This window comes from Aeromonas sp. TW 6, assembly GCF_013168745.1.
Classification (GTDB): domain Bacteria; phylum Pseudomonadota; class Gammaproteobacteria; order Enterobacterales; family Aeromonadaceae; genus Aeromonas; species Aeromonas caviae.
The window spans coordinates 74,460-96,540 of record NZ_JABERS010000010.1; the positions used below are offsets into that span (position 1 = coordinate 74,460).

Here is a 22,081-nt window from a genome sequence, read left to right on the forward strand (position 1 = left end):
TCCTTGGAATTCGTCGGGCATCCTGCCCGGGATTAGCGTCTGATGAGCGCGGGCAAACGAGCCTGCCAACCCTGATGCCACCCCATCAGCTCCTCGCGGGGCATGGGGCGGGCGGAGAAGAAGCCCTGGCATTGATCGCACCCCAGCTTCGCCAGCAATTGCCAGGTCGCCTCATCTTCGACCCCCTCGGCCACCGATTTCAAGCCCAACTTGCGAGCCAGCTCGATGCTGGACTCGATGATGGCTAGGCGAGAGGGATCTTCATAGCAGCGATCCACGAAGGATCTGTCCAGTTTCAACTCGGTAAAGGGGAGCAGGGCAAGCTGCTGCATGGAGGAGTAGCCGGTCCCGAAATCATCGATGGAGAGACCAAAACCGTGCATCCGCAAGCGGGTCAGCACCTCCAGCGACTTGCCGAGATCCTTGACGAAGGCGCTCTCGGTCACTTCGAGGGTGATGAGCTCGGGGTTGATGCTCCAGCGCTGGCAGTGGCTGAGCAGGGTGTTGCACAGATCCCCCTCGATGAGGGAGGTGGTGGAGAGGTTCATCGACAGGTTCAGGGAGAGCCCGGTCTTCTCCCACAGGTGGCCGTCCCGCAGCGCCTTGCCGATGATCACCTCGGTGAGCGGGTCGATGAGCCCGTTGTGCTCCGCCAGCGGGATGAAACGGGCCGGCGAGATGAGGCCATATTCGGGGTGCTGCCAGCGGGCAAGCGCCTCCATGCCGAGCCACTCCCCGTTGTGAAAACCCACCTTGGGTTGATACCAGGGCAGCAACTGGTCCTGATCCAGCGCCCGGCGCAGCTCATCCAGGGTCAGGTGATAACCATCCTCCTCCTGGCTGCGCACCTGCTGGGGCCGCCAGGCACCGATGAGCTGCGCGATCTGCTGGGGAGACGCGGGTTTCTCGATGCGCCCCAGCACCTGCAGGCCATAGGCCCGGCTCATGCGCAGCACGGCATCGACCACGTCATCCTCCAGGGCGCTGCACAGCACAATGCCGCCGCGGAACCCGCCAAGGGAGAGGCGGCGCAGCAGCGCCATGCCATCCATGCCCGGCATGCGCAGATCGCAGAACAGGATGTCGACCCTGTGGTGCTGGCACTGTGCCAGCGCCTCCTCCCCGTCCTGCGCCTCCAGCAGGTTGCCGTAGCCCAGTCCGCGGATCTGGTGCATCAGGGCCTTGCGCTGGAAGTTGTGATCCTCCACCACCATGATCGCCAACTCATGCCGTGCGCTATTCATCGAGCCATAACCCCGTTTCACCTCTGATAGAGTCCATCAATGCCTGTACCGCCCTGGCCAGGTCATCGAGCTTGTCTAGTTGTTTCAATCTGGCCGCCGCCTCCAGCCGGGCCGCCTCCTCTGCCAATGCCTGCTGTCCTACCATGCGCGCGGCCCCCTTGATGCGATGTGCCGTCTCCACCAGCGCCTGGGTATCCTGGCTGGCCAGCGCCAGCCTCATGTCCTCGCCATCCTGCTCGCTGGCGTCCAGGTATTCGCTGGCCATGCTGCGAGCCACCGCCTCATCCCCGAACAGGGTCAACCAGCTTATGCCTGGCAGCTGAACCCTGGCTTGCCGAGGCACCTCCGAGGCGAGCTGTTCTTCCTGAGTCGGCAACCAGCGCCCCAGGGTCTGGCTCAGGGCATCCAGGCTGTAGGGCTTGAACAGCATGTCGTTCATGCCGGCATCACGCATCTGCTGGCTCGCCTCCTCAGAGGTATCGGCCGTCACCCCGATAATGGGAGCACTGTCCCCGGCATCCCGCAAGGCTCGCGTGAGGGCATAGCCATCCATCACCGGCATGTGGCAGTCGGTCAGCAGCAGGGCGAAGTCCTGCCCCTGCCAGGCGCGCAGCGCCTCCTCGCCATCTTCCACCACCTCGGATTCGAGCCCCAGGATAGCGAGCTGCCTCGTCAGCAATGCCCGGTTGACGGGGTGATCATCCGCCACCAGCACCCGCCCCCTGAGCTTCTCCCCCTCCATCCCCATCGACTGGCTCGCCTGCTGGTTGAACAGTGACTGGCAGGTTTCCAGCAACAGATCGGGGTAGAGAGGCGATTGTCCCAGTCGCCACCAGGCGTCGCCCCCCATGCGCCCCCGCAGGGCCTCATGGGGAGAGAGTACTATGCCCTTGAGGTTCGAACGCTGCAAACAGGCCAGCCAGTCACTGCCAAGGGCCTGTTCCAGGTGATTCTCCTGCGCCAGCAGATGCCCCTCGAGGGGCTGCTGCCAATGGTGTGCCTCCATGCGAACCAGTCTGGCGCCCAGCCTGGCCATCACCGATTCCAGCCCCTCATCCTCCCCAAACCACCACCATACCTGACCGGTCAGGGGCGGCGCTTCCCACTGGCACTCGGCCAGGGGCAGCGTGAAGGTCACGCAGGTGCCCATTCCGGGGGTACTTTCCAGGGTCAGGCTCCCCCCCATTTTCTGGGTGAGTTGATGACAGATGGCAAGCCCAAGCCCGGTGCCGCCAAACCGGCGATTGGTGTCGGACTCCACCTGCTTGAACGGGATGAAGAGGGTGCGCTGCTGCTCCAGGGCGATGCCTATCCCGGTATCCCGGACCCGGAAGGCCAGCCGGTCGTCTTCATAATCCACCTGGATGGCGATCGCCCCCGCCTCGGTGAACTTCACCGCGTTGTTCAGCAGATTGGAGATCACCTGCCCCACCCTTATCCCGTCGATGCAGGCCAGATCCGGCACAGTCTTCCCCCACCGCAGCGTCACGTTGAGCCCCTTGCCATAGGCCAGGGCCGCATGTCCCCGGATGACATCGCAAATCACCGAGGTCAGGCGGCAGTGATGGGGATGCAGTTGCAACTGCCCGGCTTCCATCTTGGAGAAGTCCAGGATGTCGTTCACCAGATAGAGCAGGTGGTTGGTGGAGGTCGAGATATTGCGCAACATGTAGCGCTGATCGTCATCCAGCGGGCTCATTTGCAGCAGCTCCAGCATACCGTGCATGCCGGAGATGGGAGTGCGAAGCTCATGACTCATGGTGGCGAGGAAGCGGCTGCGCGCCTGGGTCGCCTCCTCCGCCACCCGCCTGGTCTGGCGCAGCTCCAGCTCCTGGCGCTTGAGCTTGGTGATGTCCTGCACCACGCCGTTCAATATGACCCCTTCAAGCCCCTCCTGGTGAACGAAGTGACCACGGATCTGCAAATAGCCCGCCTCCCCCTGGCGCCGGATCTCCACCTCGAGATCCAGCGGCTGCATGCTCAGGGCATGACGATCCACCGTGGCCACGAAGTCCTCGTGCGCCTTGCCTGTCAGCCCCAGGATGGAGGCACCGGTGACCGCCATGCCGGCATGCTCCTCTTCAACCCCCACCATCTCCCTGACCCCTTGCGAGGTGTAGAGGAAGTGCCCCTTGCCCGGCCCAAGCCAGTGATACTGATAGACCAGACCCGGCATGCTGTCGGTGATCTGGGTCAGCCGAGTCTGCGCCTCCTGGGCCGCAAACCGCGCCTGCTCCAGCTCGGTCACGTCGGTCAGCACGGTCAGGATCCCGAGCCGCTTGTCATCGGGCCCCGCAAAGAGCCGCTTGGTGTAGATCATCTGGTGCAGGCGATCGTCATCAAACCGGATCTCGCCCCGTCCATGAAGCTCCTCTCCGCTCTCCCAGACGCTGGCATCCTCCTCCATCACCCTGGCACGGATCGACTCGGGCAATCGCTCCTGGAGCAACCGCTCATAGGAGCCCGTCAGGTTCTCCCCGCCGAGGAACATCTGCCGATACGCCCGGTTCGTCATTGCCACTTCATAGCGCTCGTTGGTCAGCACCACCTGGTTGGGCAGGGCATCCAGCATCATCTGGACAAACACCAGCTGCTCCTCGAGCCGCCGCTCGGCCTCCCGCCGCTGGCTGATCTGGCGGCGCAGCGTCCGGTTCCAGCCCATGAACAGCAAGAGGCAGAGCAGGAAAATGCCGCCACCAAGGGAGGACCAGAGCAGCACCGTCTTCGGATCCAGTCCCGTCTGTATGGTCAGGGAGAGCCACTCTTTCTCCAGGGCGGAGAGCTCGTCGGGGGGAATGGCGATCAGCACCTTGGTGAGGATCTGCTGCAGCATGGGGTCCTGCAACTGGGTCGCCATGGCGATGGGTACCCGCAGGTCGCTGCCGGAGAAGACCACCTGGTAGCGGTCGCTGAATCCCTTTTGCAGCGACTGCTCCAGGGTGGTGGTGCTCATCAGCACATAGTCGACCTTCTGCTGGTCCAGCAGGGGCAGCAATTCGGCATCGCTGGCCACCGGCACGGCGATGGCCCCCACCTCGTTCAGCAAGACCTGCTCCACCGAGCCCCCTACCATGCCCACCCTGTGCCCTTTCAGTGCCCTGGCGGCGGTGAGCTCGGCCATCCCCTGCCTCGCCACGACCACCCGGTTGATCGACGCGTAGTTGGGGGTAAAGCGGGCAAACTGCTGACGCTCCGCGGTGGGAGTCATGGCCGGGATGAGATCCAGCTTGCGATCCTGGAAGAGCGCCATGCTCTGGGCCCAGCTCCGGGTCGGCACCAGGGTGAACTGGAGCCCGGCACGCTGGCTCATCAGTGTCAGCAGATCGGCAATGAGCCCCTTGAGCCGCCCCCTGTCGTCCACCTCGCTCATCCCGGGCCAATCCGGAGCAACCCCGTAGCGGATGACCGGATGTGCTTGCAACCACGCCTGCTCCTGCGGATTGAAGACGATCTCCCTGCTCCTTTTCACCAGGGCATAGTCGAGGATGTCCCCCGCCTCCAGAATGGCGCGACGCTCGAGGGGAGAGATATCCTCGAGGGCCCGCTCCAGCAATCCCTGCAAGACATCATTCCTGGGTGCCACGGCCATGGCGAGGGAGGTATCCCTCATCCAGTCGATCCTGGCCAGCGCCATGCCCGCCATGGCTTGCAGCCTGTTCAGCATGGGCAGCTCGGCCAGGTAGGCATCCGCCTTGCCCTCCTTGAGCATGAAGATCGCCTCGTCCCGGCTGTCGGCCGTGATCAGGTTCGAGATCCCAAGGCGCAGCAGCTCATCGCAGGCGCTGACACCGAAGACGCAGACCCAGCGCACCCCATAGGCCTCCTCCAGGGAGAGGCTCTCCCGCCCCCCCGTCAGCAGCACGGCCCGGGGCAGTGCCATCAGCTCGGAGGTAAATTGCATCTGCAGGGTGCGGGTCGGGCTCGGTGCCACCCCGATCAACATGTCGACCTTGCCATCCAGCAAGGCCTGCTGGACCGCCGCATTGTTGGCATAGGCACGGTAGCGAAGGCTCACCCCCAGCCTGGCTGCAATCTGGGAGGCGAACTCATCCAGGGGGCCGGTGAAGTTGCCGCGCCCATCGGTATAGACATAGGGTGGCCAAGCCGCCGAAGGCATGCCGACGACCAGTTCATCATGGGTGGCAAGCCAGTGCAGTTCGTCCAGGGTGAAGTTGCTCTGGTCCAGTTGCGCCGACGCAGCCGCAACCATCAGGCTCCAGAAAGCCAGACCACATAGCAGGATGAGACGACAGCAGCGGCGGAACATTATCAACTCCCATACGAAACGGAGGGGGATCATAGAGTGTTTGGCGCAATGTGCGACAACTAAATTGAGACAATGCTCATCAGGAAAGAAAAATGGCAGGCCCAGGCCTGCCATCCACCAGGTCGGGGGCCGGGCCCCCTCCCATCAGGTTATTCGGTTCCCGAGCCGGAAACCGGTTTGAAACTCCCGCTCACGGATGTGGGCGATCTGCACTTCCTTGCCTTCCAGCCCGATGTCTTTGAGCAGGGCAGGTGAAAGATGCAGGCAGCTGACGCGAAGCTCCAGCCGGAGCCGGGTGATCCTTTTTTGAACCAGGGTCTCTACGTGGCGCAGCAGGGCGAGTTCGATAGACATAATATTCTCCAGTTGAACGTGCGGTTCCCCCGGAGAGAGGTGATCACCCTGCGGGACAACCGCGGGTGATGAAAAAAGCAGGTGTTACCTGTCCCCTCCACGCGGCAAATAAAGAGCACAAGTCTTCGCGCTGCCAGAGCAGCGATCGAACGCAACGTTGAACATGGAATGTTGCATGGTCGTCTCCTTACCGTGTGAAAGTTGAACAAGTTGCCGCAGTGTAAAAAAACACCGAATTTTACGCAATATCTCTCCCACCCATATGGGTGGAATGCGGCCAAAAAGAGGTTCAGTCAAATCCCTGACAACAGCCGGAACTCCTCCAGTGCATAGGTATCCGTCATGCCGCTCACATAATCGAGCAGCAGCCGCACCCGGTAGTACCACTCCTGCTCGCTCTCCTTTTCGAAACGGGGATCCCGGCTCGCCACCGCCAGCCGGTACGCCTTGAGGTGGCGGGCAGAGAGGCGGTGGAACAGCCGCCGGGCAAAGAAGAGCTCGCTCCCGCCGTTGCCTGCGAGCAGCCGCTCGAACTGGCTGACGGGCAGGGCCAGCAGGCAGGCGTAGGTGGAGAGCACCCCGCGCAGGGCGGCATAGCCTTCCAGCTCCAGCGCCTCCACCTCCGGGCGCATGAACACCAGCTCGCGAGCCACCCGCTTGAGGGTATCGAGTACCCGGGCTGCCGGAGCCTGACCGTGCAGCAGCGCCTGGGGATAGGCCCCGCTCAGGATCTGATCGTGCTCGGCCACATAGGTATGGGCGGCCAGCGCCACCAGATCCCGGGTCAGATGCTGGCGAAAATGGGGGAAGAACCCCCGACCGGAGGCAAGCGCCTCATCGAGCAGATCGGCCATGTAACCGCCCTCGTCCGCCTCGCGCAGGGCTGCCAGCAGCTCGCTCTGGGTGAGGATGCGCCTGTCCACCGCATCCTCGAGATCGGCGATGCAGTAAGAGATGTCGTCCGCCGCCTCCATGATGTAGACCAGCGGATGACGGCACCCCTCGGCCAGCCCCAGGCTCTGGCCGAGGGCACGATAGAGGGGTTGTTCGCTGAAGAAGATGCCGCGCTTGCTGGTCCAGCCGTGGTGCTGACCATAGCCCTGTGGATGGTGCAGGCCCGGCAGGGGCTGCTGCGGGTATTTGCACAGCGCCGCCAGTTGCCCCAGGGTGAGGTTCAGCTCATGGAGGCTGTGCACCAGTCGCAGGCTCTGGGCATTGCCGTCAAACACCAGCAGATCCTGGCGAAGGGTTGCCCACTGGGGGCTCGGCAACTGGTCGTGGGCACGGGCGAAGAGGCCGTCCAGCTCCTGGGCAAGCCACTGACTCATCACCTGCTCGCCGAAATGGCCAAACGGCGGGTTGCCGACATCGTGCAACAGGCAGGACATCTCCACCAGATTGATGAAGGCCCCCTCGCACACCACTCCGGCTGGCAACGCCGCCAGGATGCGGCGACTGATCTGGCGACCGGTCTCTTGTACCTCCAACGAATGGGTGAGGCGGCTGCGCACCGAGGCTTTCACATCGAGCGGGAAGACCTGGGTCTTCTGCTGCAGGCGGCGCACCGGCGCCGCCTGCACGATGCGGGTGCGGTCCTGCTCCGTCGCCTCCAGCAGGTCTTCGTCTCCCCAGGGGTGAATGCGCTCGGGGGGGATCAAACGGTCATACATGTCGTGGCTCCTTGCCTGAGGCGTCGTGTCTACGAGAGCAGCCAGCGCCGCAGGCGGGCGATGTCACCCGGGTATTCCCGGCGCAGGGTTTCAATCCAGTCCTCCACGTTCTCCCACCAGGCGGGGTGTTCCGGGCTCTGGATGAGCTGGGCCGTCTGCTGCAACCGGCGCAGGCCGATGGAGCCCGCCGCCCCCTTGATCTTGTGGGCCTCCTCCACCACACCGGCCTGATCCCTGGCAATCATGTTGGAGTCGAGCACCGCCATGTAATCCGGCATCATCTTCTCGAACAGCTCGACGCTGGAGAGCAGCACCGGCTTGCCGACCGTGCTGGCGTAATCGGTGAGGAAGGGCAGATCCAGCAGGGCATCCTGATGGTGGACATCGTCCTGCTCGTCCGCCTCGTCCCCGGCAAGATCCGCAAACAGGTGGCCTATCACCTCCCGCACCGCCTTGGAGCCCAGCGGCTTGTTGATCACATCCTGCATGCCGTGATCCCGGTAGTACTGGCGATCGCCGGTGGCGTTGGCGGTGAGCGCCACCATGGGGGGCAAGCTGTCGCCGTAGCGCGCGAGCAGTTGCTCCGCCACATCGAACCCCGTCATGTCCGGCAGCTGGATGTCGAGCAGGATCAAGTCGAAATCATCCGGGTTGGCCATGGCCAGCGCCTCTGCACCATCCCGCGCCACCTTGACCTGATGGCCGAGCTTGTTCAGCAGAGCGCAGGCCACTGTCACGTTGAGCTCGACGTCCTCCACCAGCAGGATATCGAGGCAGGGCATCTCGGGCTCCGGGGCCGCGGCCTTGGGCTCGACGCAGTCCACCTCCAGCTCGGCGGTGAAGCAGGCGCCTTCGCCCGGGTCGCTGTCCACGTAGAGTTGACCGCCCATGGCCTGCACCAGCTGGCGGGAGACCGCAAGGCCGATGCCGGTGCCGGTGGCGTGCTTCTTGCCCTGCACCTGATAGTACATGGCGAAGATCTTCTCCTGCTGGGCACGGGGAATGCCCACCCCGGTGTCTTCCACCTCGAAGTGCAGCGCCAGCTTGCCCGGTTCATCAGCGGCGTGGGCGAGACAGCGTATGGTGACGCCCCCTTCATCGGTGAACTTGACCGCATTGCCCACCAGGTTCCACAGCACCTGACGCAGCCGGGTGCCGTCCGCCATCACGAACTGGGGCATGTCGCCGTCCCGGTCGAAGTGCAGGTAGAGCCCCTTCTGCTCCGCCTGGATGCGCGACAGCGTCTCCAGCTCGTCGAGGAAGGCGGGCAAATCCAGCGGAGCCGGCGCAATCTCCAGCCGACGACGGTCGAGCTTGTCCAGATCGATGATGTCGTTGAAGATGTTGCCGAGCGTCACCGCGCTCAGGTGGATGGTCTTGAGCTGCTGCTGCTGTCTGGCATCGAGGGGCGTATCCATCAGCATCCGGCTTAAGCCGACGATGCCATTGAGCGGGGTGCGCAGCTCGTGGCTGATGGTGGAAATGAAGGTGGTCTTGTCCCGACTCGCCTTCTCCAGCTTGTCCTGGTACTGCTTGCGCTCGGTGATGTCGCGACCAAAGCCGAGCAGGCCGAGCCGCTTGCCGAAGCGGTCGAAGAAGGGCACCTTGCGCAGCTCGAAGTAGGCCTTGCGGCCATCGGGATACTCCAGCCACTGCTCATAGGTGAGCGGCTCGTTCTGGGCGAAGACCTGCTTGTCGGTCTCCACCACCTTGCTGGCGATGTCGTGCTTGTAGACATCGAACGGGGTCAGGCCGATGAGTTCCGCTTCCACCTTGCCGGTGAGCTCCTCCATGGCGCGGTTGCAACCGGAGAACTGCTCGTCCTCGTTGCGGTAATAGACCAGATCGGGGGAGCAGTCGATGAAGGAGCGCAAGAGGGCGGTACGCTCCCCCAGATGCAGCTGGGCCTTCTCCCGCTGGAACACCTCGTTCTCCAGATCCTCGATGGCTTGCTGGCGCAGGGTCTCGGCCCGGTTGGTCTCGGCGATCTGGGCATTGAGGCGGCTGATGTTCTCCTGTAACTGGCTGTTGAGCTCGAGGTCGCGCTCGCGCATGTCTTGCAACTTGCGCACCATCCGGGTCAGCCGTTGGCGGGAGTCCTCCAGCTGATCCACCACGATGGAGAGAAAATAGACGGCCCAGGGGGTCACCAGCAGGCCGAAGAAGACAGAGCGCACCAGGTCGACGATGTCCACGGTGCCGCGCAAAAACAGGGTCACCCCCATCTGGATCGACACGGCCAGCACTATGATGGCGGTGGCCAGGAACATGCTGAAGCGCACCAGTCCCAGCTTGGTCATCAGGTCGACGTAATATTGCGCCCAGGATTTGATCTGCTTCATCTCGTTGTTTTCTCCCCTTTTCTTGCGCAAACAGGATACCAGTACGGCGCCATGAACTCTTGTCCGTCGCGTATTCAATTATTGATTAACGTCACACTCCGGCTGGGGTAGCATGCCTGCCATGCCTCAGTCAGCACCGGTTCCACCGGAATACCGGGGCACACTGTCACCCTTCTCATTCGTTATGTCAGGAGCATACCCGATGCGAAATCATGTTCTGTTGAGCCTTGGCCTGCTGGTCGCCACCACCGCCCACGCCGATCTGGGGGAGATCCCCCGCCAGACCGGCTGGTCCGGTTTTCTGCTGGGCGGAGTCAATGCCGGCAGCCACAAGTCCAACTTCTATGCCGGTGACGACAGCAACAGCCGTATCGATGATCTGGGCTCCCCCGGCCGCGAAAGCGGTCTGAGCCCGCTGCTCAATGCCGATATCCGCTACACCTTCGCCGATACCCGCACCCAGGTCTTCCTCGGCAACCTCATCCAGGACGCGGTGCGCTTCGACTTTACCCAGCAACTCGGTCTGCGCCAGGAGATGGGTGACAAGGGTATCGTCGCCACCTCCCTGGTGTTCAACCTCATGCCGGTGGAAGTGTGGAGCGATCCCTTCGCCACCGGCGTGGACCGCAGCGCCACCGATCTCACCTCGAAAGGGGTGCGCTTTGCCTGGGACAGGATCTGGGGCAGCAACGTCTACGCCACCCTGACCAGCCGGGAAGTGGAGCTCGACGAGGAGCGCAGCGGCCAGCAATATGACCTGACCCACGGCACCCACTACGCCTCCATGCTGAGCCGCAACGGCAAGGTCCACGACCTGGCTGTCTCCTACCAGTACCACTTCGGCGGCAACCAGCTGCTGGAGCCCGCCTTCCTCTACAAGGAGGCCCGCCTGGACGGGAGTGCGGAGAGCTTCAAGAACACCGGTCTGCAGCTGACCTATGCCAAGCGCGCCTCCCAGTGGTCCATCGTGAGCAGCCTCTACGCCGGCAAGCGCAAGTACGACGAGGCGAATCCCCTGTTCGGCCAGCGCGCCGATGCCAGCGAGTTCGCCCTCAATGGCACCTTCTTCTGGCACAACCTGTTCGGCATCAAACCCCTTGCCGCCACCTTCACCGCTGCCTACTCCAGCGCCGACTCCGACATCGACTTCTACGATGCCGAGGCGCTTCGCTTCAGTACCGGGCTGCTTTACAACTTCTGACCCGTACCAAGCAAGGAGGCCACCCCCGGGGTGGCCTCTTCATTTGCACAACCCTCGACCATCAGATGCCGAGGGAATCCAGCAGATCGTCGTGCTCGTTGCTCGCCGGCGCGGCCGCCGGTGCCGGTTTGGCTGACTGCTTGGCCTGGGCGATCAGCTCGTCGGGATCCACCTCCTCCTGCACGCCGCCATCATGGATCCGGATAAACTCCGTCTTGTCCATGGCCAGCTCCAGATAGAAGATGTTGTTGCTGGCGGTGAAGAAGGTCACCCGGCGGGTCTCGGGATTGTCGAGGTTGGTGTCGACGCTCAGCATCACCTGCTTGTTGAGCGCCAGCATCTTGGGCTGGTTCTGGGTAATGTGGGTCTGCAGCTCGCGCCCCACCTTGGTGGTGAAGCTGCCGACGATCTGGTTCATCAGCTCGCCCATGACGTTGCTCACCTCGTCCGAGGTGTGGGAGATGGCGAGATCCTCCTTGGAGAGCCCCATGCTCAGCATGTAGCTCTGGTAGAGTTCCATGGCCGCGGCGGCGGAGAAGTTGATCACCACCAGCCCGGAGAAGCCGCCGTCAAACAGCACGAAACAGCCGATGTCAGGCTTGAGGCAGGTCTTGCTGATCCGCTGCACCATGCCGGAGAAGCGCACCTGGGTCTGGGTCGCCGCACTCAATACGCTCGTCACCGAATTGCACAGGCTCAGCAGTACGTCCTCTGTGGTCAATACGGCATCATCCTCGGATCTTGTCACTATCATGGAACCTTCCTGCTGATCGAAATAATGGGGCTGTCACTCGTGTCGCCCATGTCACCATGCACCGACGCGATACGCTAACAGATTGCGTGATCCCGGTGCCCAAAGCGCGAGCCACCTCTCACTTGACTGGATTATCAGTCAGAAATGGCTGAAATCCATCCAGGGTAGCCAGACGGGTTTGCCAACTGGCAGCCGCCCCTTGCAAGGCCTGCTCCTCATAGGGAATGGCGGGACAGGCACCCCAGATGGGACCGGGCCAGGCCGCATCCGAGCTGAAGCGGGCCACGTGGTGCAGGTGCAGCTGAGGCACCAGATTGCCGAGGGCCGCCACGTTGATCTTGTCCGGGCCGAGTGCCCGCTCCATCAGGGTGGCGACGGCGCAGGACTCCTGCATCAACTGCTGTTGCTGCTCGGGGGCCAGATGATGGATCTCCCGCAGGTTGGCGACCCGGGGCACCAGAATCAGCCAGGGATACTGGCTGTCTTTGGCCAGCAGGACGCGGCACAGGGGCAGATCCCCGAGTATCCGGGTATCCGCCTGAAGGCGGGGGTGCAATTCAAACATGGGGGCCTCGCTGATCAACATGGGCACATCGGGAATCAAAGATGTGCCCACGTTACTGCAACGGGGAGCAAACTTAAAGGCGCGGCACGGCCCAACCGATGAAGCGCTTGCGAAGCGCGGGGTCCGCCTGCAGGAAAAGCTGTTGCAACTGCCCTTCCAGGGCGCTGGCCGGCACGGAGGAGACCCGGGGCGTCGCCACGGCGGCCGCAGTCACATCCGCCGCACCGGCGAGCACGGCAGGCCCCTCGCCACGGTTGTACTCCATCAGCCTGGCATGCCAGTCCATGCCGATCTGCATCCCCTGCACCATCAGCGTATCCTGGCGCACCTCGAGGGGCTGCCCCCCCGCCACCAGGCCCAGGACAGGGGCCCTGGCGTAGCGTTCCATCCCGGCCTCGTCCGCAGGCACGGGAGCCTGCAGGCGCACCGACTGCCCGCGGGCCTCATAGCGAAGCACCTGGGGCTCGGAGCGAACCTGGCGATCGTTGTCGCTGCTGTTGCGACTCGGGATCACCCCCTCGTAGCGCACCAGCAGTTGCTGCTCCCCGTCGGCCAGCACGGCATGCTGCTCGTCCTGCACCTTGCCGGCGCTCACCGCCAGGATCTGGAAATCCCGGGGCACCTCGACCCTGACCTCGGCCTGCACACCGCCGCAGCACAGCAGCGCAACCCCTGCCCAACCCTGATGACGCTTCATTCCCTGACTCTCCTTTCGCGATGAAGGGCGCAGGGTAGCAGCCCCAGATGACAGAAAAATAACGGGATGCAGGCTCACCCCAGCAGATAATGGGGCCGCTCGGCAAACCACTGGGCCAGCACCTGCTTGAACAGCCGGATCTTGCGCGGCACCCGGCGCTGCTGGGCGTGCAGCACATGGATCGGGTGCAGGCCGGTCTGCCACTCCGTCAGCACGGCCACCAGCTCCCCTCGGGCCAGGCTGGCCTCCACCAGCATCAGTGGACACTTGGCAAAGCCCATGCCCGCCCGGGCCAGTTGCAGCAGGGTGCTGTAGTGGTTGGCCCGCACTCGCCCCTGCACCAGGATGTGCGCCTCCTCCTCCCCCTGGCGAAAGTGCCACTGCTCCCAGTCCGGGTTGTGGCCCTGCAGCAGGCAGGAGCGCCCCCCCAGCTCATAGGGAGTGGCGGGGATCCCCTCTCGCGCCAGCAGGGCGGGGCTTGCCACCACCACATCCTTGAGCCTGCCGAGCGGCAGGGCCACCAGGTTGTCGGGGATCAGCTCCATGGCCCGCAGAGCGATGTCATTCTCCCCCTGGCTCATGTCGATCATGGCATTGGTGAAGTTGAGCTCGACCTGGACGCCGGGGCAGAGCTCGGCAAAACGGGCGAGCAGCTCGCTCACCATGCGGTCCCCCGTGCTGACCGGGCAGGTGAAGCGCAGGCGGCCGCTGTCCTCCTCGGTCAGGGCACGGATCCCCTCCTCCGCCTCCCGGGCCAGGGCGAAGATCTCGCCGGCCTGCTGGTGAAGCACCCGCCCCGCCTCGGTCAGGCTGAGTCTGCGGGTCGTGCGCTGGAGCAGTTGGGCATTGAGGGCGGACTCCAGGGCGCTGACATGGCGACTCAGCATCCCCTTGCTCACCCCCAGGGCATCGGCAGCGGCGGAGAAACTGCCTCGTTGCACCACTTCATAGAAACTGGCCAGGTGAGTGATATCCATCATTAGCTCCAATATGGAAACAATGGGTTCATCATAAGCGCTTTTTCTCCCTTTTTATCCCGCTATCATCAACTCATCTCAACCAGGAGCGATAGATATGAAGATTGTGATTGTGGGTGCCTCCGGCACCATTGGCGCCGCCGTCAGCGAACTGCTTGCCCAGGATCACCAGGTGATCCGGGTCAGTCACAGCCAGGGGGATGCCAGAGTGGACATGCGCGACCCCGCCTCCATCCGGGCGCTCTTCGAGCAGATCGGATCCTTCGATGCCCTGGTGGTCGCCAGCGGCAGCGTCGCCTTCAATGCCCTGACCGAGATGACGGACGAGCAGTGGCAGGTGGGGCTTCAGAGCAAGCTGATGGGCCAGATCAACCTGACCCGGGCCGCCATTGCCCACCTGAGCGACCGTGGCTCCATCACCCTCATCAGCGGCATTCTGAGCGAGGAGCCCATCCACTGGGGGGTGAGCGCCACCACCATCAACGGTGCCATCGAGCACTTCGTGAAAGGGGCAGCCTGCGAGCTGCCAAGGGGCATTCGCATCAACGTGGTCAGCCCCACCGTGCTGGAAGAGTCCATGGGCAAGTATGCCGACTTCTTCCCGGGCTTCGTGCCGGTACCCGCCGCCCGGGTGGCCCAGGCCTACAAGAAATCGGTACTGGGGGTACAGACCGGTCAGATCTTCCGGGTCAATGGCTGAGCGCTCCGGACAACCCAATGAAAACGGGCCCCGTCATGGGGCCCGTTTTGTCATCTGCGTTGCAAACGCCTCCCCTGCCACCGGCAAACGTTTGTGCGCCTGCGGCAAAAAAAGCGGTCGGCCTCAGTCGATCAGGCCGTACTGCTCCCGCAGTACCTCGATGATCTCCTGCTTCGGATTGGCACTGCGTACCAGCGGCTGACCGATGATCTTCTCGGCGATCCCCACATAGGTGCGGGAGATATCCATCATCACCTCGGTGGGCAGCTTGTTGTCACGGGCCAGGGCGAAGCGCTCGGGCATGCGGTTCTTGTTGAGCAGGATGTCCGGATCCGGGAAGTGGTTCAGCAGCCACTGGCGGAAGCCCTCTTTGGACTTCTCGATGATCTCGCCGCCGCGAAGGGCTGCGCCGTCCCAGATGCGTGAGCTGTCGGGGGTGCCCACTTCATCCATGTAGATGAGCTTCTCGCGACCGGCGGCATCGGTCACGTAACCGAACTCGAACTTGGTGTCGACGAAGACCTGATCCAGGGCTGCCAGCGCCTCGCTGATGACGTTGAAGCCCTCTTTGAGCAGCGCCTCGTAGCGGTCGATGTCCGCCGGGGAGCGGAAGCCGAAGGCCTGATGGTGGCGCTCGATGTCGCCGCGGGAGACGTTGACGTCGTCCGCTTCCGGCACGCCATCCAGCCCCTTGAGGATCCCCTTGGTGGACGGGGTGATGAGGATCTCGGGCAGCTTCTGATCCTTCTTGAGCCCTTCCGGCAGGGTGATGCCGCAGAATTCCCGCTCACCATCCTTGTAGGCACGCCACATGGAGCCGGTGATGTACTGGCGGGCAATCGCCTCGATCATCACGGGACGGGCTTTTTGCACGATCCAGACGAAGGGGTGCGGGATGTCCAGGATGTGGCTGTCCGCCAGCCCCTGCTCCTTGAACAGCTTGAACCAGTGGCTGGAGATGGCATTGAGCGCCGCGCCCTTGCCCGGCACGCCGTTCAGACCGTCCACCCCTTGCCAGATGCAGTCGAAAGCCGAGATGCGATCACTGATCACCATGAGGGCCAGGGGCGTATCGGCCGGCACATCATAGCCTTTCTCCCGAATGAGCCGGGCACTGTCTGCCGGGGTCAACCAGTAGACGCTGCGCACTTTGCCGGAATGGACAGGTTTATCGGTACGGATCGGCAAATCGTCGTTCACCGCCAATACTTGATCTGCAAGACTCATGGCTAATAACACTTCCTGTTGTGGGACTAGTTAGGCAGGGGCACCAGACCCCTGTCTGTGGGGGATTCACATCATCAGGTACTCAGGCCCGGGGCAACCGGCTCGGCACGCTGGCCCTGCGGCAACCCGGACATAACAAAACAGGGGCGCGAGGCCCCTGTTTCCATGCTTACTTCGCCCCCTGATCGGCCAAGCCCTTGGCAAAGGCCTCGGACAGGCTGATGTACATCTGGGAGATGACACCGGATGCGACAGGCTTCTTGTCCTTGTCGAACAGGGTGATGGAGGTCTTGCCGCCCGTCATCTCGCCGAGCTGGAAGCGATACTTGTCTTCCTCGAGCTTGAAGGGTTCCGCTCCCTTGGCCTTCCAGAACTCGCTGTCCGGCTCATCGTATTCCACGTCGATCCAGCCCAGGGACTGCTGGGTATCCTTGATGGTGAAACCATAGGCAGGCAGCACCTGATTGAGGCGGCGCCATACCTGGTCAAACGACCCTTCGGCAATCCAGGCGCTCAGCTCGTTGTTGTCCAGACCGAGCTCCAGCCCCATGCCATCGCTGGACTTGTGCTGTTCACGGGCCTTGAGCTGCTTGTCGTAATAGAGGGAGAACTGGTTCAGGGCGCGGGTAGCATAACGCTGGGCGTCCGCCGGCGTCAGCACAGTGCTGGTCTCGCCGTCGATGGTCTCTTCGTGATCCAGCACCCGTACCGACATCTTGATGGCGTGGCGCTGCACATCGTTGCGCAGGGTGAACTGGTAACGCTGACGGATCTTGAAGTCATCGTCATCTTCCGCCCAGCCATCGAGCACCGCTGAGTTGTCAAACCAGCCGGTCTGCAAGACGCCGTCCTGTTGATCCAGCTTCTCGGTAGTGACCTTGTGTTCGGCCAGGAAGTTCATCAGGAAGGCCCAGGTATCGCGCTCCACGCTCTGGGAAGTGCTGAGGGCATAGAAGGCAACGGTTGGCTCGCTGGCATTGGCCACCACCTGGCTGCCGGGCACCACGGTGAGCAACTGGGCGGGTGGACGCACGTCCACCTTGGCCCCGAGGGCGCCCTCACGGCTGCTCTCGGGCAGGGCCGGAATGTCGAAATTGCTGTTAAAGGCGGGGGTACTCAACCCGGCGGGCACAAGGAAGGCGCGGCCTTCGAGGCGGCTCTCTTCATACTCGAAGCCACGGTTGGCCATTTTGCGTTCCTGGGGTGAGCTGCAGGCAGCCAGCACGGCCACCGTCGCGACACTCAGTACCAGGCGCACTGCATTTCCCTTTCCATTTGCTTTAAACACTCGCCATCAACTCCGCAGTCGTCAGTGCTCGCGCCATCGCCGCTTCCCCCTCGGGGGTGAGATCGGTCAGGGGCAGACGCAAGGTCGCCGTCGCCATCAATCCCAGCCGGGCACAGGCCCATTTCACCGGAATGGGACTCGGTTCACAGAACAGAGTCTGATGCAACGGCATCAATCGATTGTTGATGTCATGAGCCTGCCCGGCATCACCGGCCAGGGCAGCACGACACATGTCGGCCATCTGGGGCGCCGCAATATTGGTGGTGACCGAAATGACACCATCGCCCCCTTGCAGCATAAAATCACATCCGCTGGCGTCATCGCCACTATAAAGCGCAAAATCCGGCCCGCACAATTCGCGCAGCAGCGGGGTACGGCCAAGATCGCCAGTCGCTTCTTTCAAACCTATGATGCCGGGCACCTTGGCCAGACGGGCCACCGTCTCGGGTTTGAGGTCACAGCAGGTGCGACCGGGCACATTATAGAGAATTTGAGGCAGACCACTAGCCTCGGCGATCGCACAATAGTGACGATAGAGGCCTTCCTGGGTGGGTTTGTTGTAATAGGGGGTAACCGAGAGACCCGCCACCACGCCCATGGTGGCGAAACGCTGGGAGAGGGCGATGGCGTGAGCAGTATTGTTGGATCCGCAGCCCGCGATGACGGGAATGCGTCCGGCGGCGTATTCCACCGTCTTCTCAACCACGGCGATATGTTCCTGCTCGCTCAGGGTGACCGACTCTCCCGTGGTTCCCACGGCGACGATGGCGCTGGTCCCGGCATCCACATGATATTCCACCAGCGCTGCCAGACTGACCCAATCGATGTTGCCCGAAGGCAGCATGGGGGTAACGAGCGCAACAATACTACCGCGTAACATGGATAATTCTCCCGATTTTCAGGGGCGTAATGGTAAAGCTGCCCCTTTTGAAAAACAAGGGAGGCACGGGACAAGCCGTGTTACCATCCGGCACAAAACGTATGAATGCACGAGCGCACAAGAGGCCTCCCGGCAGGGTGCCGGCACCCGCGGTCAACGCATTCTCAATAATGGACGAGAGACGATTTATGACTCACTACCTGGTCGTAACGGCCATCGGCACGGACAGGCCTGGCATCGTCAATGAGGTGACCCGTCACGTCAGTGGCTGCGGTTGCAACATTGTCGACAGCCGTCTTGGCATCTTCGGCAACGAATTCACCTTCATCATGCTCCTGTCCGGTGACTGGAACAGCCTGATGCAACTGGAAATCAGCCTCCCACTGCGCAGCCAGGAGTGGGATCTCATCACCATGATGAAACGCACCGAGCGCCACCACTCCCTGCAATATGACATCAGCGCCAGCGCAGAGGTGCTGATCCGGGATCAGCCGGGCATCGTAAGTCAGTGCACCCAGTTCTTCAGCGATCACGGCTGGGACATCCAGGCCATGCAGACTATCACCCTGGAACAGCAGCCCTTCAACCTGCTCAAGGCGAACTTTCAGTTGAATCTCTCCAAGCAGGGAGAAGAGCCCGGCTCGAAGACGGCCTTCGCCGATTTCTGTCGTGGACTGGGCGCCGAGTCGTTCGAATTCATCGTCAATCACAAGTACGCCTGACGGCGTTTATCCGAGGAGACCCCATGTCACCACTAGAAGCTGGTACCCAGGCCCCCGATTTCTCCCTCTCCGATCAGGACGGCAATCAGGTTCGCCTCGCCGACCTGCGCGGCAAGAAGGTGCTGATCTATTTCTACCCCAAGGCGATGACCCCGGGTTGCACCACCCAGGCCTGCGGTCTGCGCGACGTCAATAGCGAGCTGGCTGCCCTCAATGTGGTGGTGCTCGGCATCAGCCCGGACAGCGCCAAGCGCCTGAAAAAGTTCGAGGAGCGCGACAACCTCAACTTCCGCCTGCTAGCCGATGAGGATCACGCGGTGGCCGATGCCTTTGGCGTCTGGGGCCCGAAGAAGTTCATGGGCAAGGAGTATGACGGCATCCATCGCCTGAGTTTCCTCATCGACGAAGAGGGCAAGGTTGCCCATCGCTTCGACAAGTTCAAGACCAGCGATCACCATCAGGTGGTGCTCGACCTCGTCAAGGGCTAAGCCACCAGCGGCATTGTTGCAGGGCTCGCCATGGCGGGCCCTGCTCGTTTCACCACGGCATCAGCCCCACTCTCTGGCGGCCCACCAGGGCGCCTCTTCCCCCCTTTTCTCGCCAACCTCCCCTCTCAGATCAAAAAATTCATCCTGGATATGGGTTAACGTGACCCCAGATTCATTTTCCAGCGAGACAGCCCATGAACATGAGCCACACCGAACGCCTGATCCTGAGCAACCAGTACGAGATCCTGGCCAAACTCAATCCGGAAAAGGCGGCGTTTTACCAGCGTGCCAGCACCATCGTCGAGCGCGGCTACTGCCTGCAAATCCTCGAGCTGGAGAAGAGCTTCGGCCATCTGGATCTCGCCACCTGCCAGGAGGTGCTGGACACTCTGGAGCTGCACCATGCACTGGCCATCTCCTGGGGCAACCTGGATGCCAGCGCCCGGGCCGATGTCAACGAGAGCCGCCTTGCCTTCAACGGCTACAGCCGCAGCCAGGAGCGGGAACTGGCGGATTACGTCTGCTTCCTGCTGGAAGTGGACAAGCGCTTCCCCGAACTGCCCTGCCCCTGCGACGAGCTCTCCAGCGACATCGCCATGCGGGACAAATACCAGCGCATGCTGACGGTCTGGCGTCAGTGCCCCCGTCAGTACAAGCTCTCCATCCAGGAGATCAGCAAGGTGCTGGCCGCCTGAATGTGAAAAAGGCGCCTGAGGGCGCCTTTGTCGTCAGTCTGACTTCGGAAAGTCATTCGTAGAGGAAGGATTTGTCCAGCTGCTTGAAGGCGGCGTTGAGGGTATCGGCCAGCTCTTCGTAGCGGGGACGGGCCACCAGCTGACGTTGACCGCCCTGCTCGTTCATCTTGCCGTTTATCTCCCGATACCAGGTGGCGAGGGAGGGGGGTAGCCGGGTATCGGCGCGCTGGCCGAGCCAGTAGTACCCTTGCAGCGGCAGGCTGAGCAGGAAGAGCACGGACGCCATCACGGAGGGCCAGTATTGAAGCTCGCCAAACTGGAACTGCACCATGACGCTGAGCACCGCCAGTGCCGGGATCACCTTGAGGGCGAATTCGGTGGCCTTGATCACCCGATTCTCCGGGAACATGGAATTAAGCTCGGGACGGCGCGGCCAAAGAGTCATATAATGACGGCCTTGCTGTAATTTAGTTCCAAAAATGTTCATGCTCATGCTACCTCCGAGCTCTTTTCGAACGCATTAACGGCAAAACCTCGACAATATTTGAGAGGCAATAACAAAGGTTGAGGATGACTTTGTTATTTTTCAACAATCAGGTTATCCTTTGTACGCCCATTTTTACGCTGGGGCACGGCCACTGACCAGTCAGGGACGTCTGAATTTCGGGTCTTGTATCACTATACAAGGGGCAAGCAACAGATTGCCAACCCTCATAAGGATAAGTTGATAGTTTTTGGACGCACCGCGTCCGGCGCATCCTCCAACCCAACCCAATCTGCGATAGGATTTATTCATGAGTAAGCTGGTTCTTGTTCTTAACTGTGGCAGCTCGTCCCTGAAGTTTGCTGTCATTGACGCAACCACCGGTGATGACCTGCTGTCCGGCCTGGCCGAATGCTTCAACCTCGACGACGCCCGCATCAAGTGGAAGCTGAACGGCGAGAAAGGCAACGCTGATCTGGGTGCCGGTGCCGCTCACCAGGAAGCGCTGGACTTCATCGTTCACAAGATCCTGCCGCTCAACCCGGAACTGTCCAAGAACCTGATCGCCATCGGCCACCGCGTGGTACACGGCGGCGAGCGTTTCACCTCCTCCGTTCGCATCTGTGATGACGTCATTGCCGGCATCGAAGCCGCCATTCCTTACGCGCCGCTGCACAACCCGGCTCACCTGATCGGTATCCGTGCCGCCCTGAAGGTCTTCCCGGAACTGGCCGAGAAGAACGTCGCCGTGTTCGACACCGCCTTCCACCAGACCATGCCGGAAGAAGCCTTCCTGTACGCCCTGCCGTACAAGCTCTACAAAGAGAACGGCATCCGTCGCTACGGCGCCCACGGCACCAGCCACTACTACATCAGCCAGGAAGCGGCCAAGCAGCTGAACAAGCCGGTGGAAGAGCTCAACATCATCAACTGCCACCTGGGCAACGGCGGCTCCGTCTGCGCCATCAAGAACGGCCAGTCCGTCGACACTTCCATGGGCCTGACCCCGCTGGAAGGCCTGGTGATGGGTACCCGTTCCGGTGACATCGATCCGGCCATCATCTTCTTCCTGCACGACAAGATGGGCATGAGCGTTGCCGAAATCAACACCATGCTGACCAAGGAATCCGGCCTGCAGGGTCTGACCGAAGTCACCTCCGACTGCCGTTTCGTTGAAGACAACTACGACAGCAAGGAAGAAGCCAAGCGCGCCATGGACGTATACTGCTACCGTCTGGCCAAGTACATCGGTGCCTACGCCGCCGCCATGGACGGTCGTCTGGATGCCGTGGTCTTCACCGGCGGCATCGGCGAGAACTCCGCCCCGATCCGTGAGATCACCCTGAACAAGCTGGGCCTGCTGGGCTTTGACGTCGACCACGACGCCAACCTGAAGGCTCGCTTCGGCAAGGGCGGCGAGATCACCAAGGCTGGTTCCACCAAGGCCCTGGTTATCCCGACCAACGAAGAGTGGGTCATCGCCCACGACGCGCTGGAACTGGTCGGCGCATAAATTAGCTGTAGAG

The 22,081-nt window shown here is 62.2% G+C and carries 19 protein-coding genes; 6 read left to right on the forward strand and 13 right to left on the reverse strand.

Annotation, left to right across the window (positions count from 1 at the left end; all coding sequences use genetic code 11):
* Positions 1 to 32 precede the first annotated feature (32 nt).
* The 5 genes from HKD46_RS07230 to arcB all read right to left on the reverse strand — a co-directional run bounded on the left by HKD46_RS07230 (position 33) and on the right by arcB (position 9,877).
* The gene (locus tag HKD46_RS07230; protein WP_041214588.1) at positions 33 to 1,244 is read right to left on the reverse strand and encodes an EAL domain-containing protein; all 1,212 of its coding nucleotides are present in this window, start codon (positions 1,242 to 1,244) and stop codon (positions 33 to 35) included.
* A complete protein-coding gene (locus tag HKD46_RS07235; protein WP_171865076.1) occupies positions 1,237 to 5,511 on the reverse strand; it encodes a transporter substrate-binding domain-containing protein in 4,275 nt (1,424 codons plus the stop codon). The genes HKD46_RS07230 and HKD46_RS07235 overlap by 8 nt, the downstream gene beginning before the upstream one ends.
* A 144-nt stretch (positions 5,512 to 5,655) precedes the next feature.
* A complete protein-coding gene (locus HKD46_RS07240) occupies positions 5,656 to 5,865 on the reverse strand; it encodes a hypothetical protein (protein ID WP_161470219.1) in 210 nt (69 codons plus the stop codon).
* 293 nt (positions 5,866 to 6,158) lie between these two features.
* Positions 6,159 to 7,535, reverse strand: a complete 1,377-nt coding sequence (gene dgt, locus HKD46_RS07245) for a dGTPase (protein WP_124245070.1) — start codon at positions 7,533 to 7,535, stop codon at positions 6,159 to 6,161.
* A 29-nt stretch (positions 7,536 to 7,564) separates the two neighbouring features.
* On the reverse strand, positions 7,565 to 9,877 hold the full coding sequence (arcB, locus tag HKD46_RS07250; RefSeq protein ID WP_171865077.1) for an aerobic respiration two-component sensor histidine kinase ArcB: 2,313 nt from the start codon (positions 9,875 to 9,877) through the stop codon (positions 7,565 to 7,567).
* 202 nt (positions 9,878 to 10,079) lie between these two features.
* Between arcB and HKD46_RS07255 the strand changes: the two genes are divergently transcribed.
* Positions 10,080 to 11,078 carry a DUF2860 family protein gene (locus HKD46_RS07255; protein WP_103261498.1) on the forward strand — a complete coding sequence of 333 codons (999 nt, stop codon included), beginning with the start codon at positions 10,080 to 10,082 and terminating at the stop codon, positions 11,076 to 11,078.
* Positions 11,079 to 11,139: 61 nt separating this feature from the next.
* On the opposite strand, the gene HKD46_RS07260 is transcribed toward HKD46_RS07255, so the two are convergent.
* From HKD46_RS07260 to HKD46_RS07275, 4 genes are all read right to left on the reverse strand, one after another.
* Positions 11,140 to 11,832, reverse strand: coding sequence for a DUF3334 family protein (locus HKD46_RS07260; RefSeq protein WP_029313837.1), 693 nt, complete (start codon positions 11,830 to 11,832; stop codon positions 11,140 to 11,142).
* 118 nt (positions 11,833 to 11,950) lie between these two features.
* On the reverse strand, positions 11,951 to 12,397 hold the full coding sequence (locus HKD46_RS07265) for an HIT domain-containing protein (protein ID WP_039040966.1): 447 nt from the start codon (positions 12,395 to 12,397) through the stop codon (positions 11,951 to 11,953).
* Positions 12,398 to 12,470: 73 nt separating this feature from the next.
* Entirely contained in the window at positions 12,471 to 13,094 is a 624-nt protein-coding gene (locus HKD46_RS07270; RefSeq protein ID WP_171865078.1) for a DUF2057 domain-containing protein, read from the reverse strand.
* A 74-nt stretch (positions 13,095 to 13,168) separates the two neighbouring features.
* Positions 13,169 to 14,071 carry a LysR family transcriptional regulator gene (locus tag HKD46_RS07275; RefSeq protein ID WP_042016837.1) on the reverse strand — a complete coding sequence of 301 codons (903 nt, stop codon included), beginning with the start codon at positions 14,069 to 14,071 and terminating at the stop codon, positions 13,169 to 13,171.
* Positions 14,072 to 14,168: 97 nt separating this feature from the next.
* Here HKD46_RS07275 and HKD46_RS07280 point away from each other — a divergent pair, with 97 nt between their 5' ends.
* On the forward strand, positions 14,169 to 14,771 hold the full coding sequence (locus tag HKD46_RS07280) for a short chain dehydrogenase (protein WP_103261500.1): 603 nt from the start codon (positions 14,169 to 14,171) through the stop codon (positions 14,769 to 14,771).
* Between the two features lie 123 nt (positions 14,772 to 14,894).
* Here HKD46_RS07280 and HKD46_RS07285 read toward each other — a convergent pair whose 3' ends face one another.
* From HKD46_RS07285 to dapA, 3 genes are all read right to left on the reverse strand, one after another.
* Entirely contained in the window at positions 14,895 to 15,998 is a 1,104-nt protein-coding gene (locus HKD46_RS07285; protein WP_039040947.1) for a phosphoribosylaminoimidazolesuccinocarboxamide synthase, read from the reverse strand.
* A 169-nt stretch (positions 15,999 to 16,167) separates the two neighbouring features.
* Positions 16,168 to 17,286, reverse strand: a complete 1,119-nt coding sequence (gene bamC / locus HKD46_RS07290; protein ID WP_029313833.1) for an outer membrane protein assembly factor BamC — start codon at positions 17,284 to 17,286, stop codon at positions 16,168 to 16,170.
* Positions 17,279 to 18,166, reverse strand: coding sequence for a 4-hydroxy-tetrahydrodipicolinate synthase (dapA, locus tag HKD46_RS07295; protein ID WP_171865079.1), 888 nt, complete (start codon positions 18,164 to 18,166; stop codon positions 17,279 to 17,281). The genes bamC and dapA overlap by 8 nt, the downstream gene beginning before the upstream one ends.
* A 188-nt stretch (positions 18,167 to 18,354) precedes the next feature.
* Here dapA and HKD46_RS07300 point away from each other — a divergent pair, with 188 nt between their 5' ends.
* The 3 genes from HKD46_RS07300 to HKD46_RS07310 all read left to right on the forward strand — a co-directional run bounded on the left by HKD46_RS07300 (position 18,355) and on the right by HKD46_RS07310 (position 20,071).
* Positions 18,355 to 18,888 (forward strand): glycine cleavage system protein R, encoded by a 534-nt coding sequence (locus HKD46_RS07300; RefSeq protein ID WP_010673166.1) that lies wholly within the window; start codon positions 18,355 to 18,357, stop codon positions 18,886 to 18,888.
* Positions 18,889 to 18,911: 23 nt separating this feature from the next.
* On the forward strand, positions 18,912 to 19,376 hold the full coding sequence (gene bcp / locus HKD46_RS07305; protein ID WP_010673165.1) for a thioredoxin-dependent thiol peroxidase: 465 nt from the start codon (positions 18,912 to 18,914) through the stop codon (positions 19,374 to 19,376).
* Positions 19,377 to 19,570: 194 nt separating this feature from the next.
* The gene (locus HKD46_RS07310; RefSeq protein ID WP_042016678.1) at positions 19,571 to 20,071 is read left to right on the forward strand and encodes a YfbU family protein; all 501 of its coding nucleotides are present in this window, start codon (positions 19,571 to 19,573) and stop codon (positions 20,069 to 20,071) included.
* A gap of 52 nt (positions 20,072 to 20,123) precedes the next feature.
* On the opposite strand, the gene yfbV is transcribed toward HKD46_RS07310, so the two are convergent.
* Positions 20,124 to 20,564, reverse strand: coding sequence for a terminus macrodomain insulation protein YfbV (yfbV, locus tag HKD46_RS07315; RefSeq protein ID WP_113069686.1), 441 nt, complete (start codon positions 20,562 to 20,564; stop codon positions 20,124 to 20,126).
* A gap of 301 nt (positions 20,565 to 20,865) precedes the next feature.
* On the opposite strand from yfbV, the gene HKD46_RS07320 reads away from it, so the two are divergent.
* On the forward strand, positions 20,866 to 22,068 hold the full coding sequence (locus HKD46_RS07320; RefSeq protein ID WP_109421833.1) for an acetate kinase: 1,203 nt from the start codon (positions 20,866 to 20,868) through the stop codon (positions 22,066 to 22,068).
* Positions 22,069 to 22,081 lie beyond the last annotated feature (13 nt).

Bases quoted from the DNA above. Each gene is read 5' to 3' on its own strand.
- HKD46_RS07255 (WP_103261498.1), top strand. From the start codon at position 10,080: ATGCGAAATCATGTTCTGTTGAGCCTTGGCCTGCTGGTCGCCACCACC.
- HKD46_RS07285 (WP_039040947.1), bottom strand. From the start codon at position 15,998: ATGAGTCTTGCAGATCAAGTATTGGCGGTGAACGACGATTTGCCGATC.
- bcp (WP_010673165.1), top strand. From the start codon at position 18,912: ATGTCACCACTAGAAGCTGGTACCCAGGCCCCCGATTTCTCCCTCTCC.
- HKD46_RS07260 (WP_029313837.1), bottom strand. From the start codon at position 11,832: ATGATAGTGACAAGATCCGAGGATGATGCCGTATTGACCACAGAGGAC.
- HKD46_RS07310 (WP_042016678.1), top strand. From the start codon at position 19,571: ATGAACATGAGCCACACCGAACGCCTGATCCTGAGCAACCAGTACGAG.
- yfbV (WP_113069686.1), bottom strand. From the start codon at position 20,564: ATGAGCATGAACATTTTTGGAACTAAATTACAGCAAGGCCGTCATTAT.
- HKD46_RS07230 (WP_041214588.1), bottom strand. From the start codon at position 1,244: ATGAATAGCGCACGGCATGAGTTGGCGATCATGGTGGTGGAGGATCAC.
- arcB (WP_171865077.1), bottom strand. From the start codon at position 9,877: ATGAAGCAGATCAAATCCTGGGCGCAATATTACGTCGACCTGATGACC.
- HKD46_RS07235 (WP_171865076.1), bottom strand. From the start codon at position 5,511: ATGTTCCGCCGCTGCTGTCGTCTCATCCTGCTATGTGGTCTGGCTTTC.
- HKD46_RS07300 (WP_010673166.1), top strand. From the start codon at position 18,355: ATGACTCACTACCTGGTCGTAACGGCCATCGGCACGGACAGGCCTGGC.
- HKD46_RS07270 (WP_171865078.1), bottom strand. From the start codon at position 13,094: ATGAAGCGTCATCAGGGTTGGGCAGGGGTTGCGCTGCTGTGCTGCGGC.
- HKD46_RS07275 (WP_042016837.1), bottom strand. From the start codon at position 14,071: ATGGATATCACTCACCTGGCCAGTTTCTATGAAGTGGTGCAACGAGGC.
- HKD46_RS07240 (WP_161470219.1), bottom strand. From the start codon at position 5,865: ATGTCTATCGAACTCGCCCTGCTGCGCCACGTAGAGACCCTGGTTCAA.
- dgt (WP_124245070.1), bottom strand. From the start codon at position 7,535: ATGTATGACCGTTTGATCCCCCCCGAGCGCATTCACCCCTGGGGAGAC.
- HKD46_RS07265 (WP_039040966.1), bottom strand. From the start codon at position 12,397: ATGTTTGAATTGCACCCCCGCCTTCAGGCGGATACCCGGATACTCGGG.
- HKD46_RS07280 (WP_103261500.1), top strand. From the start codon at position 14,169: ATGAAGATTGTGATTGTGGGTGCCTCCGGCACCATTGGCGCCGCCGTC.
- dapA (WP_171865079.1), bottom strand. From the start codon at position 18,166: ATGTTACGCGGTAGTATTGTTGCGCTCGTTACCCCCATGCTGCCTTCG.
- HKD46_RS07320 (WP_109421833.1), top strand. From the start codon at position 20,866: ATGAGTAAGCTGGTTCTTGTTCTTAACTGTGGCAGCTCGTCCCTGAAG.